13 protein-coding genes and 1 pseudogene are annotated in these 14,176 nt (G+C 42.0%); 5 read left to right on the forward strand and 9 right to left on the reverse strand.

Features of this window, described 5'->3' with window-relative positions:
- The 4 genes from rsxG to C3007_RS00310 are packed head-to-tail and all read left to right on the forward strand — an operon-like array spanning position 1 to position 3,384.
- Complete coding sequence (gene rsxG, locus C3007_RS00295; RefSeq protein ID WP_103852535.1) at positions 1 to 627, forward strand: electron transport complex subunit RsxG; 627 nt, start codon at positions 1 to 3, stop codon at positions 625 to 627.
- Positions 627 to 1,367: an electron transport complex subunit E gene (locus tag C3007_RS00300; protein WP_370445373.1), complete on the forward strand. Its 741-nt coding sequence runs from the start codon at positions 627 to 629 to the stop codon at positions 1,365 to 1,367. Before rsxG ends, C3007_RS00300 begins: the two co-directional genes overlap by 1 nt.
- Positions 1,368 to 1,372: 5 nt before the next feature.
- Entirely contained in the window at positions 1,373 to 2,008 is a 636-nt protein-coding gene (nth, locus tag C3007_RS00305) for an endonuclease III (protein ID WP_103852536.1), read from the forward strand.
- An 8-nt stretch (positions 2,009 to 2,016) separates the two neighbouring features.
- The gene (locus C3007_RS00310) at positions 2,017 to 3,384 is read left to right on the forward strand and encodes a sodium-dependent transporter (protein WP_103852537.1); all 1,368 of its coding nucleotides are present in this window, start codon (positions 2,017 to 2,019) and stop codon (positions 3,382 to 3,384) included.
- A gap of 66 nt (positions 3,385 to 3,450) precedes the next feature.
- Here the strand turns inward: C3007_RS00310 and metX are convergent, their stop codons facing one another.
- Positions 3,451 to 4,530 carry a homoserine O-acetyltransferase MetX gene (gene metX / locus C3007_RS00315; RefSeq protein WP_103852538.1) on the reverse strand — a complete coding sequence of 360 codons (1,080 nt, stop codon included), beginning with the start codon at positions 4,528 to 4,530 and terminating at the stop codon, positions 3,451 to 3,453.
- A 185-nt stretch (positions 4,531 to 4,715) separates the two neighbouring features.
- Here metX and C3007_RS00320 point away from each other — a divergent pair, with 185 nt between their 5' ends.
- Entirely contained in the window at positions 4,716 to 5,414 is a 699-nt protein-coding gene (locus tag C3007_RS00320; RefSeq protein ID WP_103852539.1) for a SanA/YdcF family protein, read from the forward strand.
- Here C3007_RS00320 and cra read toward each other — a convergent pair.
- The 8 genes and pseudogenes from cra to rluB all read right to left on the reverse strand — a co-directional run bounded on the left by cra (position 5,411) and on the right by rluB (position 14,167).
- A complete protein-coding gene (gene cra / locus C3007_RS00325) occupies positions 5,411 to 6,403 on the reverse strand; it encodes a catabolite repressor/activator (protein ID WP_103852540.1) in 993 nt (330 codons plus the stop codon). The two genes, C3007_RS00320 and cra, sit on opposite strands and share 4 nt — an antisense overlap.
- 181 nt (positions 6,404 to 6,584) lie before the next feature.
- On the reverse strand, positions 6,585 to 7,670 hold the full coding sequence (gene aroG, locus C3007_RS00330; RefSeq protein WP_103852541.1) for a 3-deoxy-7-phosphoheptulonate synthase AroG: 1,086 nt from the start codon (positions 7,668 to 7,670) through the stop codon (positions 6,585 to 6,587).
- Between the two features lie 134 nt (positions 7,671 to 7,804).
- A complete protein-coding gene (gene lolE, locus C3007_RS00335) occupies positions 7,805 to 9,058 on the reverse strand; it encodes a lipoprotein-releasing ABC transporter permease subunit LolE (protein ID WP_103852542.1) in 1,254 nt (417 codons plus the stop codon).
- Positions 9,059 to 9,748, reverse strand: a complete 690-nt coding sequence (gene lolD, locus C3007_RS00340) for a lipoprotein-releasing ABC transporter ATP-binding protein LolD (protein WP_103852543.1) — start codon at positions 9,746 to 9,748, stop codon at positions 9,059 to 9,061.
- Positions 9,749 to 9,824: 76 nt separating this feature from the next.
- Positions 9,825 to 11,014 (reverse strand): annotated as a pseudogene (locus C3007_RS00345) (lipoprotein-releasing ABC transporter permease subunit).
- Between the two features lie 70 nt (positions 11,015 to 11,084).
- Positions 11,085 to 12,026: a 2-hydroxyacid dehydrogenase gene (locus C3007_RS00350; protein ID WP_103852544.1), complete on the reverse strand. Its 942-nt coding sequence runs from the start codon at positions 12,024 to 12,026 to the stop codon at positions 11,085 to 11,087.
- Positions 12,027 to 12,151: 125 nt separating this feature from the next.
- Positions 12,152 to 13,123, reverse strand: a complete 972-nt coding sequence (gene cysB / locus C3007_RS00355; RefSeq protein WP_103852545.1) for an HTH-type transcriptional regulator CysB — start codon at positions 13,121 to 13,123, stop codon at positions 12,152 to 12,154.
- 63 nt (positions 13,124 to 13,186) lie between these two features.
- Complete coding sequence (gene rluB / locus C3007_RS00360; protein WP_341476364.1) at positions 13,187 to 14,167, reverse strand: 23S rRNA pseudouridine(2605) synthase RluB; 981 nt, start codon at positions 14,165 to 14,167, stop codon at positions 13,187 to 13,189.
- Between the last annotated feature and the right edge of the window lie 9 nt (positions 14,168 to 14,176).

Below are 14,176 nucleotides of genomic sequence, written 5' to 3' on the forward strand. Positions count from 1 at the left end.
ATGCAAACGGTAAAAATTAGCACCCGTTATGGCGTGATCTTGGGCATTATTGCGTTAATTTGCACCGCACTTTCTACCGCTGTGTATTTCTTAACGAAAGCCCCTATTGAGCAAGCCATCGCCAAACAACAAGCTGAATTGCTTGCACAAATTATTCCACCGCAAAGTTACGATAACGATTTGCTCGCCAGTTGTTCTCAGCCTGATTTCGCTGAAGCCAAAACCTTACGCATTGAGAAAATCTGTATCGCAGAGAAAAATCATCAGCCCGTGGCTTATGCTTATGAAACCATTGCGCCAGATGGCTATTCAGGCAATATTCGCTTTCTGGTGGGGATTACACCACAGGGTGAAGTGCTAGGTTTGCGTGTGCTTGAACACAAAGAAACTCCGGGCTTAGGTGATAAAATTGAACTGCGTATTTCTGATTGGGTGCTGAGCTTTAATCAACAAAAAATCAGTGCCGATAATCTCAATGATTGGGCGGTAAAAAAAGATGGCGGTAAATTCGATCAATTTACTGGCGCAACCATTACACCGCGCGCCATCGTCAATCAAACTAAGCGTTCAGCCTTGCCATTATTGCAACAAATGAATAATAATGCGGTGAAACAGGAGCAAAACTAATGCAAGAAAATCACGAAAAAAACCACCGCACTTTAGACCATACATCAGAAACCGAAATGGATTTGGCTTCCATTGAACCACAACAAAGCGTGCCGACTGGGCTAAAAAGCCAATGGAGCGAATTATTTAAGCAAGGTTTTTGGCATAATAACCCCGCTCTTGTGCAACTGTTGGGGCTTTGCCCGCTACTTGCGGTGTCTAGCTCGGCAACCAACGCCCTTGGTTTAGGCATTGCCACCATTGCGGTATTAATCTGTACCAATGTAGTAGTTTCGTTGTTCCGCAAGCATATTCCGCACGCCATTCGTATTCCTATTTATGTGATGATTATCGCCACCACGGTAACCATTGTGCAACTGATTATGAATGCCTACACTTATACGCTTTATCAATCCTTAGGGATCTTCATTCCTTTGATTGTGACAAACTGTATCGTCATTGGTCGTGCAGAAGCCTTTGCATCAAAAAATGGCGTGTTGCTTTCGCTCTTTGATGGCTTTGCAATGGGCGTGGGAATGGCATTCAGCTTGTTTGTGCTAGGCGCAATTCGTGAAGTGTTAGGCACGGGCAAACTGTTTATGGGAATGGAAAACCTGCTCGGCAACTGGGCAACGGCATTACATTTAAACCTTTTTGAGCTAAACAGTAGCTTTTTGCTCGCTATTCTTCCCCCAGGGGCATTCCTTGGTTTAGGGCTGATTTTGGCGATGAAAAACTTAATCGATAATAAAAAACAATAAACACAATGAATAAACAAAAACGCATTGAAATCTTAACTCGACTGCGGGATCAAAATCCCCACCCCACAACAGAATTAAATTATAATTCGCCCTTTGAATTATTGATTGCGGTGATTTTGTCTGCGCAAGCCACAGATAAAGGGGTAAATAAAGCCACGGCGAAACTGTTCCCTGTGGCAAACACCCCACAAGCGATTTTAGAGCTTGGGTTAGACGGGTTAAAGAGCTATATCAAAACCATTGGACTATTTAATAGCAAAGCGGAAAATATTATTAAAACCTGCCGAGATCTGATCGAAAAACACAATGGCGAAATTCCCCAAACCCGTGAAGAACTTGAAGCCCTAGCTGGCGTTGGGCGCAAAACCGCGAATGTGGTGTTAAATACCGCCTTTGGTCAGCCGACTATTGCGGTGGATACGCATATTTTCCGCGTCTGCAATCGCACCAACTTTGCCCCCGGTAAAACCGTGTTGCAAGTCGAAGAAAAATTACTCAAGGTTGTGCCGGCAGAATTTAAAGTGGACGTGCATCATTGGCTGATTTTGCACGGACGTTACACCTGCATTGCGCGCAAGCCACGTTGCGGTTCTTGTATTATTGAAGATCTTTGTGAATACAAAGACAAAACTGAAAATTAAGGTAGTTTATGACAACAAAAAAATCTGAACGACAAACTTGGTCAAGCCGATTAACCTATATTATGACTGTCGCTGGCGCAACCGTAGGGTTTGGTGCAACTTGGCGTTTCCCTTATTTAGTGGGTGAAAACGGTGGCGGCGCATACGTTTTATTATTCTGCATCGCGATGATCGTCATCGGTATTCCAATGATCTTAGTGGAAAACGTGATTGGTCGCCGCTTGCGTGTGAATTCGATTGATGCCTTTGAAGATAAACTCACCGCCAAACCCCATTCAAAATATTGGAAAATCATTGGTTATATGGGCTTGCTCGGTGCCTTCGGCATTATGGCTTACTATATGGTGCTTGGCGGCTGGGTGATGAATTATATTATCAGCCTGATTTCTGGCAGCCTAGATATTTCTAGCACCATCAGCAAAGACTATGCCAAAACCTTCTATGAACAAAGCATTAGTAATAGCCCGCTCCAAATCGCCCTTTACACCTTTATTTTTGTGGCCATCAACTATGTAATTTTAGCTAAAGGGATTATCGGTGGTATTGAGCGTTCAGTGAAATATTTAATGCCATTGCTGTTTGTGTTTTTAATTGGAATGGTGATCCGCAACATCACTTTACCCGGTGCGGCGGAAGGGATTATTTATTACCTCAAACCTGATTTTTCTAAAATTACACCGCAGTTATTTATTATGGTGCTAGGCCAAGTTTTCTTTGCATTGAGTTTAGGCTTTGGCGTGCTGATCACCCTTTCAAGCTATCTGAGCAAGGAAGAAAACTTAGTGCAAACCGCCGTAATCACAGGGTTTACCAACACCGTTATTGCGGTTTTAGCAGGCTTTATGATTTTTCCGTCTTTATTCAGCTTCGGCATTGAGCCGAACGCAGGCCCAACGCTGGTGTTCCAAAGTTTACCAATTGTGTTCTCACATATGTGGGCAGGACGAATTTTCGCCATAATCTTCTTTAGTTTATTGCTGATTGCAGCGCTCACTACTTCTATCACGATTTATGAAGTCATTATCACCGCACTTCAAGAAAAGCTCAGAATGCGCCGTGGAAAAGCCATTGCCTTAACCCTTGGCGGGATTTTCTTGCTCGGTAATATTCCTTCTATTTTAAGCGATAATTTACTGAAAGATTACACTTTCTTCGGCAAAAGCATTTTCGATGCCTTTGATTATGTAAGCGGAAATATTCTCTTTTTACTCACCGCACTTGGCTGCGCTATTTTCGTCGGCTTTGTGCTAAAAGATGAAGCGAAAAAAGAGCTTTCCGACACTCCCGACTCTACTTTCACAAAAATTTGGTTTAATTATGTGAAATATGTCGTGCCATTTATTATTTTGGTGATTTTTGTGAGTAATTTAATTTAACCTGTTTTCCTATAAAAATAAGGGGCTGATTTTTTTCAGCCCCTTATTTTTTCACTATGTGCTAAATTAATGGTTTTCTAATCCATTGCGAATTAGTGTTTCAAACGCATCATAAGCCACCAAAAAGGCATCGTGACCGTAATCGGAAGAGAATTCGTGATAGCTCAAATCAACGCCAGCTTGTTCAAGCATAGTTTTACTTTTTCTTACGTCCACCGCTTTGAAAAGCTGATCATTAGTCACGCCAATCAAAGTGTAACGCGCTTTAATACGCGACAATGCCTGCTCTGCACTTTCATAACCTAACGCAGGATCGTACAAATCCAATGCGCGCAACAAATGCAAATAACTGTTGGCATCAAAACGATCGAGAAATTTTTGCCCTTGATAACTGAGATAGGATTCCACTTGGAAATAATCCCCCCAATACTGCCCTTCCACTTTCGTGGCGCGTCCAAAAGCTTTGGTCAGCTGAATGTCGGTGCGATAAGTGAGCATTCCTAACATTCGTGCAATAGACAGCCCTTGCGAGGGCGGTTCACCGTCATAATAATCGCCATGATTAAAATTAGGATCGGTGATAATAGCTTGGCGCATAACGTGATTAAACCCAATGGCTTCCGCACTAAAATAAAGAGAAGAGCAAAGATTGACGATATTATCCATAAAATCAGGATAATCAATAGCCCATTGAGTGGCTTGCATTCCGCCGAACGAACCGCCAACAATGCCTTTTAAATGGGGAATTTCAAGATAATCGATCAGGGCTTTTTGCACCTTGACGATATCCTGCACAAGGATATGCGGAAACTGGCTGCCATAGGGCTTTTGCGTTTGTGGATTAATTGACGCAGGCCCTGTTGTGCCTTTGCAGCCACCTAGCACGTTAGAGCAAATGAAAAAATATTTTGACGTATCCAACGCCAAGCCCTCTCCCATAAAATTTTGCCACCAACCTGCTTGATTAGGGTCATCATTATAGGGTTCAGCATCGCCAGTTAAAGCGTGGCAAATCAGCACTGCATTGCTTTTATCCGCATTCAATTTGCCATAGGTTTGGTAGGCAACATCAATATGTCCAAGCTCCCCACCTAAGGTGAGGTTGAGCGGTGTTTGTGTAAAGAGTGTTGCTGTTTGTACTGCCATTGCCTATCCATTACTTCATTGATGCGATCTTGCCAAGGTAGGATACATAAACTACCCTTAGCCCTGTACCTTGTCAAGAAATTTTAGACGTCTAAACTTCTAGACGTATTTTAGAATAAATTTACTTGAATTTACTAGTGTTTTTTATTATTTTGATGAGCAAGAAATAAAAAAACACGAATTTTATGCTGAAATCCTTTTTCCGTTACCTTTTTTCTTTTCGGTGGCTGAGCTATCTACCACGCAAATTTTTGCAATACAGTCTGTTTTGTCTTTTTTTGTGTGTTTTCGTTTTGGTGCTGATCGATCAGGCAATCGGCTTTTACGTTCGCCAAGGTATTTATACGGACATCAATAAACTACCCTATCGCCCTTATGGGTTGGTGCTAGGCACATCAAAATATTTCGCTAAAAATACGCCAAATCTGTTTTATTCTTACCGTTTGAATGCAGCAAGTGAACTATTTAAAGAACGCAAAGTAGATTATTTACTGCTTAGCGGAGATAACCGCACTGTGGAATATAACGAACCGCGCACAATGTTCAAAGATTTGAAAAAAATGGGTGTGCCAGAAGAGTATATGTATCGCGACTATGCAGGATTTCGTACCTTAGATTCTGTGATCCGCGCCGATCAAGTGTTTAAAGCCCATTCCATCACCATTATTACACAGCGTTTTCATTGTGAACGGGCTTTATTCATTGCCAAATATCATAATATTGATGCAATCTGCTTTGCGGCGGAATACCCAAGTGGCTATACCTTTGTACGTTTCCGCGAATTTTTCGCAAGAGTACAGGCGGTGCTTGATCTTTTAATCGAAAAAGAACCGCACTTTTTAGGCAAACCAGAACCGCTACCACCACCGCCTTTGTCTGACTAACAATGATAAACTAAATCACGCAATACTTTATTTGGCAGATTTAAGCCTTCTAAATCAGATTTATGGTTAAGTCGTTCTAACACTAAATCAAGCAATTTATCGGCAATTTTCTTGTGATCTTGCACCGCACATAGGGTTTTATTGCCCAACAATTCTAACATTTCGTGATCCCCAAAAGTGGCAATCACTAATTGCTGTGGAATCCCTTTATTCTGTCTTAATAGCACTTGGAATATACCCTGTAACAACGTCAAAGAAGTAACAAATAAAGCATCTGGCAACGAATTTGTTACAAGCCATTGTTCAAAGGTTTGCGCTGCAGAATCACGGTGGAATTGCCCACTATAAAGAAATTCTACCGAATTTTCTGACCGCTCTTTTAACGCCTGACGAAATCCCAATTCACGCTCCTTGCTCGTTGGTAATTCAGGTAATGCACCAAAAAAGAGTACATTGTTAAAAGATTGCTGTTTAAACAAATCTTGCGCCAAGCGATAAGCATCATTTCTATCATCAGATAGCACATTGATCACATTATCCCCGCTGATCTTACGGTCAAAACCAAACACTGGCACTTTACTTTGCTGATAAAACAAATTGTCTGCTGGCAAGGAAGTAGAAACAATCAGCGCATCAATTTTGCGTTGGAAAAGATGCTTGGCACAAGCCATCTCATTATTTGGATTATCGTTAGAACAGGCAATCAGCAGTTGATAGCCTTTTTCGCGAAACTTTTGTTCAAGCTGATGAGCAATTCTTGCATAGCTCATATTTTCAAAATCAGGAATAATCAACCCAATGGTATTGGTTTTCCCTGCTCTCAACCCAGCCGCCATCGCGTTAGGTTTGAAATCATATTCCTTGATTAACGATTGTACCTTTTCAATGGTTTTATCACTTACTCGATACTGTTTTGCTTTGCCATTTACCACATAACTTACTGTTGTTCTGGAAACCCCAGCAAGTTTAGCTAGCTCGTCTAATTTCACATTAACTCCTTTTAATATGCCATTTCAATTTTAAAGTACGGTGAATTATAACACCAAATTTTCAGTCATTTTTATGCGAAAATTCTCGAAATTTGATCTATCTCGCAAAAAATCACCTCATCTGCTGAGCATAAAAAAGACTGAATTTTTTCAATTCAGCCTTTTCTCTATAAAAATCAAATTAGCTGTTGGCACGACGGCGGGCAATCACCGCATTTGAAAGTTGCTCCAGCACTAATTCGGAATCTTCCCAGCCGATGCAGGCATCGGTGATACTTTGTCCGTAAACTAATTCCTTGCCTTCTACCAGATCTTGTCTGCCTTCCACTAAATGGCTTTCGATCATTACGCCGAAGATTTGGTTTGAACCCTGTGCAATTTGCTGGCAAACATCTGCGCAAACTTCTAATTGTTTTTTGAATTGCTTATTGCTGTTTGCGTGGCTGAAATCCACCATAACGTGCGGAATTCGACCGCTCTTTTCAATGCTTTCGCAAACTTCATTGACATCTTTTGCGCTGTAATTTGGCCCGTTATCGCCTCCGCGCAAAATAATGTGGCAATCTGCATTTCCTTTAGTGGAAACGATCGCAGAATGGCCAAATTTAGTTACAGAAAGGAAATAATGCGGTGCTTCTGCTGCGCCAATGGCATCTAAGGCAATGCGCACACCACCATTGGTGGCATTTTTAAAACCTACGGCACAAGATAAGCCTGAAGCTAATTCACGGTGAACTTGCGATTCTGTGGTTCTTGCCCCAATTGCGCCCCAGCTCATAAAATCTGCCACATATTGTGGTGTGATCATATCGAGAAATTCGCCTGCGGTTGGAACTTCTAAATTATTAATATCTAACAATAATTTTCGCGCGATGCGTAAACCATCATTGAGCGCATAGCTATTGTTTAGGTAAGGATCATTGATTAACCCTTTCCAACCTACGGTTGTACGCGGTTTTTCAAAATAAACACGCATAACAATTTCTAAGCTGTCTTGATATTTCTCACGCATTGCTTTGATGCGTTGTGCATATTCCAAAGCCGATTTTGGATCGTGAATGGAGCAAGGCCCAATCACGACAAGTAAACGATCATCTTTGCGATGAATGATATTATGCGCTTGTTGGCGGGCTTTTTTTACGGTGTTGATCGCCACTTCGCTTGCTGGATATTTTTCAATTAACGCAATGGGTGGTAGCACCTGCTCTACTTTGCCAATTCGGGTATCATCATTAGCAATATAAATGTCATTTTTGCTTTTTGTCATACATCAACTCTCTTACATCTTGGTTTGTATTTTATAATTACTTGCTTATCCGCATTGCGAATACTTCATTGTGTGTCAATGTAACACGCATTTTTGTACTAGTAAACTAGTTTAAAAATATTATTGATAAATTTTTAATGACTGCTTAAAACTTGCGCAGGTTGTAATTTCGCGGCGCGACTTGCAGGGTATAAACTGGCGATCAAACTTAGCACTAAGGCCACCACAAAAACCACCGCAATATCTTGCCAATGAAGTTCACTGGGCAAAAAGTCTACGAAATACACGCCATCAGAAAGCAGTTTTCTGCCAATTAAAAATTCAATGCCTTTAATTAATTGGGTGAGATTTAATGCCGTTACGCAGCCTAATATCAACCCGATGACACAGCCTTTCATTCCAGCTTGTAAGCCATACCAAATAAAAATTCGTTTAATAAAGCCATCATTTGCGCCAAGGGTACGCATAATAGCAATATCGCCTTGCTTGTCTTTCACCGCCATAATCAAAGTTGAAATAATATTAAAGCAGGCCACGCTAATCACTAGCACCATTGCTAAATACATCACGGTGCGAATAAGCTGAATATCGCGGTACATATAGCCAAATTTACTAATCCAATTTTGCGCGGACAAAAATTGTGGATATTGTTGCAAGGTTGGATAATCCAGTTGTTGCACGGCAAAAGGGTGCTGCACTTTGAGTTCAACACCTGTGGCTTCATCAGCTGAATAATCCAAGAATTGCTGCGCAGTTGCAAGGGGAATTAAGGCATAACTGTGATCGAGCTGGCCATCAAGGCGCAAAATTCCTGTAATTTGCATACGCTCACGCATTGGCTGGGTAAAATTATTGGTGCCATCAGATTGAGAAATCAACAATGTTACCCAATCCCCTTCTTGCACAGCTAATTCGCGCGCAATGCCAGAGCCTAAGACTAATCCGCCTTCACGAGAGAAATTTTGCCAGCCATCGCCTAATACAAATTGCCCTAAGGCACTCACTTGATCTTGCTTGTCTGCTTCAATGCCTTTCACCTGCACCACTTTTAACTTCGTACCATTTTCTACCAAAGCGGTAAAACTGACAAAAGGGGAACTCGCCACCACGCTAGGATCTTGTTTTAAAAGTGCGGTTAAATTTTGCCAATTTTTTATTGGCGTACTCTCGCCCTGTTCAGAATAAGCAGAAATTTCAACGTGCGGCACAACCGCTAAAATGCGTTTATTCAGCTCACGTTCAAAGCCGTTCATCGCACTTAGCCCCACGATCAACACCATCACACCAAGAGCGATGCCAAGGGTAGAAAACATTGAAATCAGCGAAACCAAACGATTTTTCTGCTTACCACGCTGATAACGCCAGCTAATAAAAAAGGGTGCGTTCATCTAGCTTTCTCCACGCAATACACCATCTTGCATCACCATTCGGCGAGAAAGTTTCTCCGCCAACTGCAAATCGTGCGTAACCAATAAAAAGGCAATTTTTTGCTCTTGGTTTAATTGCAAAATAAGCTCAAAAATGCTTTCTGTGGTTTTGCGATCTAAATTCCCTGTGGGTTCATCAGCTAGCACTAAAGCAGGGTTATTCACTAAAGCACGGGCAATGGCAACACGCTGACGCTCACCGCCAGACAACGCAGAAGGACGATGCTTAATGCGATGCGCTAAGCCCACCGCTTGCAACATTTTTTCTGCCCGTTCTTGCGCTTCGCTACGATTTTGCTTACCAATCAACATCGGCATCATCACGTTTTCTAGTGCGCTAAAATCTGCCATTAAATGATGAAATTGATAGACAAACCCCATATATTGATTGCGTAATTTCGCTAATTCATCAGCGCTCGCCTTTTGCAAAGATTGCCCTTTAATGAACACTTCACCGCTGGTTGGCTGATCTAAGCCGCCTAGGGTATGCAATAAGGTACTTTTGCCCGAACCTGAACTGCCCACAATCGCCACCAATTCGCCCTCTTCCATTGAGAAACTGACGTCTTTTAGCACTTGCGTTTGGTTTTCCCCTTCTTGGTAAACTTTGGTTAAATTTTGGCAGCTGAGTAAAATTTGCTTCTCTGTCATTCTTTTCTCGTTGTTTTTCTGTTTCGCTTTGTAGTAAAAAATTTCGTAAAAAAAAAGCACCGCACTTTGTTACGCATTATTCATAGCGCAAGGCTTCTGCTGGCTCAATTTGCGCCGCTCGGTGCGCAGGATAAATCGTTGAGCATAAAGAAAATAATAAGGATACCGCAACAATTATCACAATCTGCGAAAGATTTAATTCTGTCGGTAAACGAATATTTTCTGCACTAAACCACGCCATAATGGAATCTAAATTTAACGTGGTTAGCACGCCAAGCAATGTGCCGATCAAAGTTCCACTAATGCCTACCAATAGCCCTTGCCAAATAAACAGGCGGCGCACTTGCGATTTATTCAATCCTTGGGTTTGCAAAATGGCAATTTCTCCTTGTTTATCCACCACCATTAAGCTGAGCGACGTGATAATATTTGAAATGGCGACCACAATAATCAGGCTAATCAACAAGCCCATCATATTTTTTTCCATTTTTACCGCTTGGAAAAACTCCCCTTTTTGGCTACGCCAATCGGTTATCTGCCATTCATCGGCACTGAAATAGTTAGGAAGTTCAGTAATATCAAAAGGATCGCGTAAAAATAAGCGATAACCTTGCATTTGCTGTGGGCCAATACGCATCAATCTGCCAATATCGGAAAGATTGGCAAACACGGCGTTGCTGTCATTTTGCCCCGAAGCAAAATAAATATCGCTAATGGTAAATAAGCGTTGCACAGGCACACGACCAAAGGGCGTATATTGGCTGTTTTCCGTGATCATTAAACGGACTTTATCGCCAATTTGTGAACGTAATTTTTGCGCTAATTGCGATCCCATTACCAATTTAAATTCGCCTGCGGGTAATAATTGCTCAAAAGATTGGGGTTGAAAATGGCTTAATAAAGGATCATCAGAAAAATGTTGAATACCTATCACTTGCCCAGCACTCACGCCTTGTGGTGCTTGTAAAATCACATTAGTGGTGTTAATCGGAATGGCGCGTTGCACGAAAGCTGGGATTGTCGGTGTTGGCGCTTCACGGGATAAATGGCCTGACTTTGGCATAATTATGGCGTGGGGAATGGTGGAAAGCACTTGTTTTTTTGTTGATTTTCCAAACCATTCATTACCGAAAGCACGATGATTAACGCCATAATACCCAGCACAATCCCCATCATCGCAAGGTTGGTAACTAATCGCCCAAAACGATCCGCACTTTTCGCTCGCCAATAACGCAGGGCAATAAATAAAGAAATCGGTAAATTCATCATTATTATTTAAGGGTTGAAATAACAAATTTCCCCTGCATAACAGGGGAAATTTCGTTCGATAATAAATTTATTTGCCCGTTGCGACAAATTCTTCCATATTTTGTGTTACTTTTTTCACCAAAATTTCCACCGCACCATCAGATGCCCAAGCAACGTGTGGGGTGATGATTAAATTTGGTAAACGCGTTGCCGCTTGGATAAGTGGATTATCTTTCTCAGGCGGCTCTTTCACTAACACATCTAAAGCCGCGGCAGCGATTGTGCCATTTTCTAACGCTTCTGCTAAGGCTTTTTCATCGACTAAAGGCCCGCGTCCTGTGTTGATTAAATATGCCGTTGGCTTCATTAATTTTAATGTTTCGGCGTTGATCAAATTGGTAGTTTCAGGCGTTAAAGGACAATGTAGGGTAACAATGTCCGCTTCTTGCAACACTTGCTCAAAAGGTAAATAACCCTCACGAACTGTTGTCGCCCCTTTGCGTTCTGCATAAATCACCTTCATTCCTAGCGCTTCAGCTAAACGACCAATTTCTTTACCAAGATTACCTTTACCCACAACACCTAAGGTTGAACCTTTCACATCGGTGATCGGGTAATCAAAATAACAGAACTGTTTGCTATCCGCCCATTTGGCGCTGAGCTGATCTTTATACCAATTCATTAAACTATGTTTTAAAGCAAAAATTAACCCTAAAACGTGTTCAGGCACAGTAACAGAAGAATAGCCTGTCACATTTTTCACTGCGATGCCTAGTTCTTTTGCCGCCTCTAAATCTACATTATTTGTGCCTGTGGCGGTGATCGCAATTAACTTTAAGTTCGGGAGCTGTTTCATTGTTTCACGATCAAACACGACTTTGCTCGTAATCACAATATCCGCATCTTTCGCGCGCTCAATGGTTTGTTCAGGCGAAGTATGCTCATATTCCACCCATTGATGTTCAAAGTTAGGGCGTGGAATAGGAATGTGTTTTGGAATGGCTGTGCTATCAAGAAAAACAATTTTCATAAAATGCTCCTTATCTATTTTAGGGATCTGCCCTATCCGCAAAAATTCATCAGGGATGTATGCTAAATAAGTCTATTAAAATATAAGCGATTTTACCCTATAAGTTAACTAATTGTTACAAAAAACTACCGCACTTCCAACACAATATCATCAAATAATTTTTTCACCGCGTTGTTATCGTGCAAACGCTCTGCTTGCTCCACCATTGGGCGGGTTAAATGCGGTGAAAACATATTGATAAAATCGTACATATAATTGCGTAAAAAAATGCTATGTTTGAAAGCAATTTGCGTCATACTGGAACGGAAAATATGGCTGGCATCGATTGCCACTAGATCTTTATCTTCTGGCGTATGCGCCATTGAAGCCATAATGCCCACGCCTAAGCCTAAGCGCACATAGGTTTTGATGACATCAGCATCGGTGGCGGTAAACACAATATTCGGCAATAGCCCTGCGCTGTTGAAAGCATAATCCAAATCAGAAACGCCAGTAAAACCAAAGGTATAAGTAACAAGGGGATATTTACTCAGTTCTTCAATCGTCAGATTTTGGCATTGTGCCAAAGGATGATCGTTTTTAACGATCACAGAACGATTCCATAAGTAACAAGGCAATAGCACCAAGTCATCAAATAAATATTGTGCTTCCGTGGTGATCGCCAAATCCACTTCGCCAGAAAGCAAGGCGTCATAAATTTGTGTTGGCGAACCTTGATGAATATGCAAGCTCACATCGGGATATTTTTTGGAAAAACGCTCTACCACAGAAGGCAGCATATAACGTGCCTGCGTGTTGGTGGTGGCTATGCGTAGCACGCCGTGATTAGGCTGCGTATATTCATCTGCCACGGCTTTAATGCTTTGTGTTTTCACCAATAATTCGCGCGCAATCGCAACAATTTTTTTGCCCGCTGGGGTAAGGGCTTTGATATGTTTACCGTTGCGTTCAAAAATCTCTAAGCCTAATTCATCTTCCAACAACCGCACTTGTTTACTGATCCCTGGCTGCGAGGTAAACAAGGTATTTGCCGCTTCGGTTACATTCAAATTTTGATTTACGATTTCAACGATATAACGTAATTGCTGAATTTTCATCATCACTCCTTGATCAAAGTGCGGTGCTTTTTTATGAAATTTTTTAGGCTTTTTATCGAATTTTTAAGCTTTTTTGTAACGTTTATTCATATCCGCATAACGTTTTACCGCTCGGCGGATTTGCCCAGTTTTGGCGCGTCTGCGTTGTTTGGTAACGTCTAGTTTGCTTTGCGTTTCAGGCTCAAGCCCCACCAATTCACGCAGATAATTCACATTGGTGAGATCCATTTCTTCCCAACCACCGCGCGGTAAGGTTTTCATTAATTTGATATTGCCGTAACGAATGCGGATCAAACGGCTCACTTGAATGCCTTGCGATTCCCATAAGCGGCGAACTTCACGGTTACGCCCTTCCATTAGGGTAACATCAAACCACTGGTTCATTCCTTGTCCGCCCATTGGCTTAATGGCTTTGAAATTGGCAGGCCCATCTTCTAACTGCACGCCCTTGCGTAAACGGGCGATCATTGCTTCGTCCACCTGACCAAAAACGCGCACGGAATACTCACGCTCCACTTCACGGCTTGGGTGCATTAAGCGGTTTGCCAATTCGCCGTCTGTGGTAAACAGCAATAAGCCAGAGGTGTTAATATCCAAGCGTCCTACCGCAATCCAACGCGATCCTGTTAAGCGCGGCAAGCGGTCAAACACGGTGGCACGCCCTTCGGGATCGTGGCGAGTGCAAAGTTCGCCCTCAGGCTTGTAATACATCAACACGCGACACACTTCTTTTTGCGCTTGTTGTAAATTCACAACGTGTCCGTCAATGCGGATCTTTAAATTCGCATTCACCACAACACGATCACCCAGTGTTGCCATTTTGCCGTTTACGCTCACTCGGTTGGCGGCGATCATCGCTTCAATTTCACGGCGAGATCCTTGCCCTGCGCGTGCTAACACTTTTTGTAATTTTTCCCCTTCCACTTTATGGGTGGCAGAAAGTGCGGTCTTTTTTACCGCACTTTTTTCTTTACTTTCTGCATTTGATGCGAAAGGCTTGTCTGTACGTTTTCTTTCCGTGTTATTTTTTTCAGCAAAACGCATTCCCTTGGC

This window comes from Avibacterium gallinarum (assembly GCF_002921135.1).
In the GTDB taxonomy this organism is placed as follows: Bacteria; Pseudomonadota; Gammaproteobacteria; order Enterobacterales; family Pasteurellaceae; genus Avibacterium; species Avibacterium gallinarum.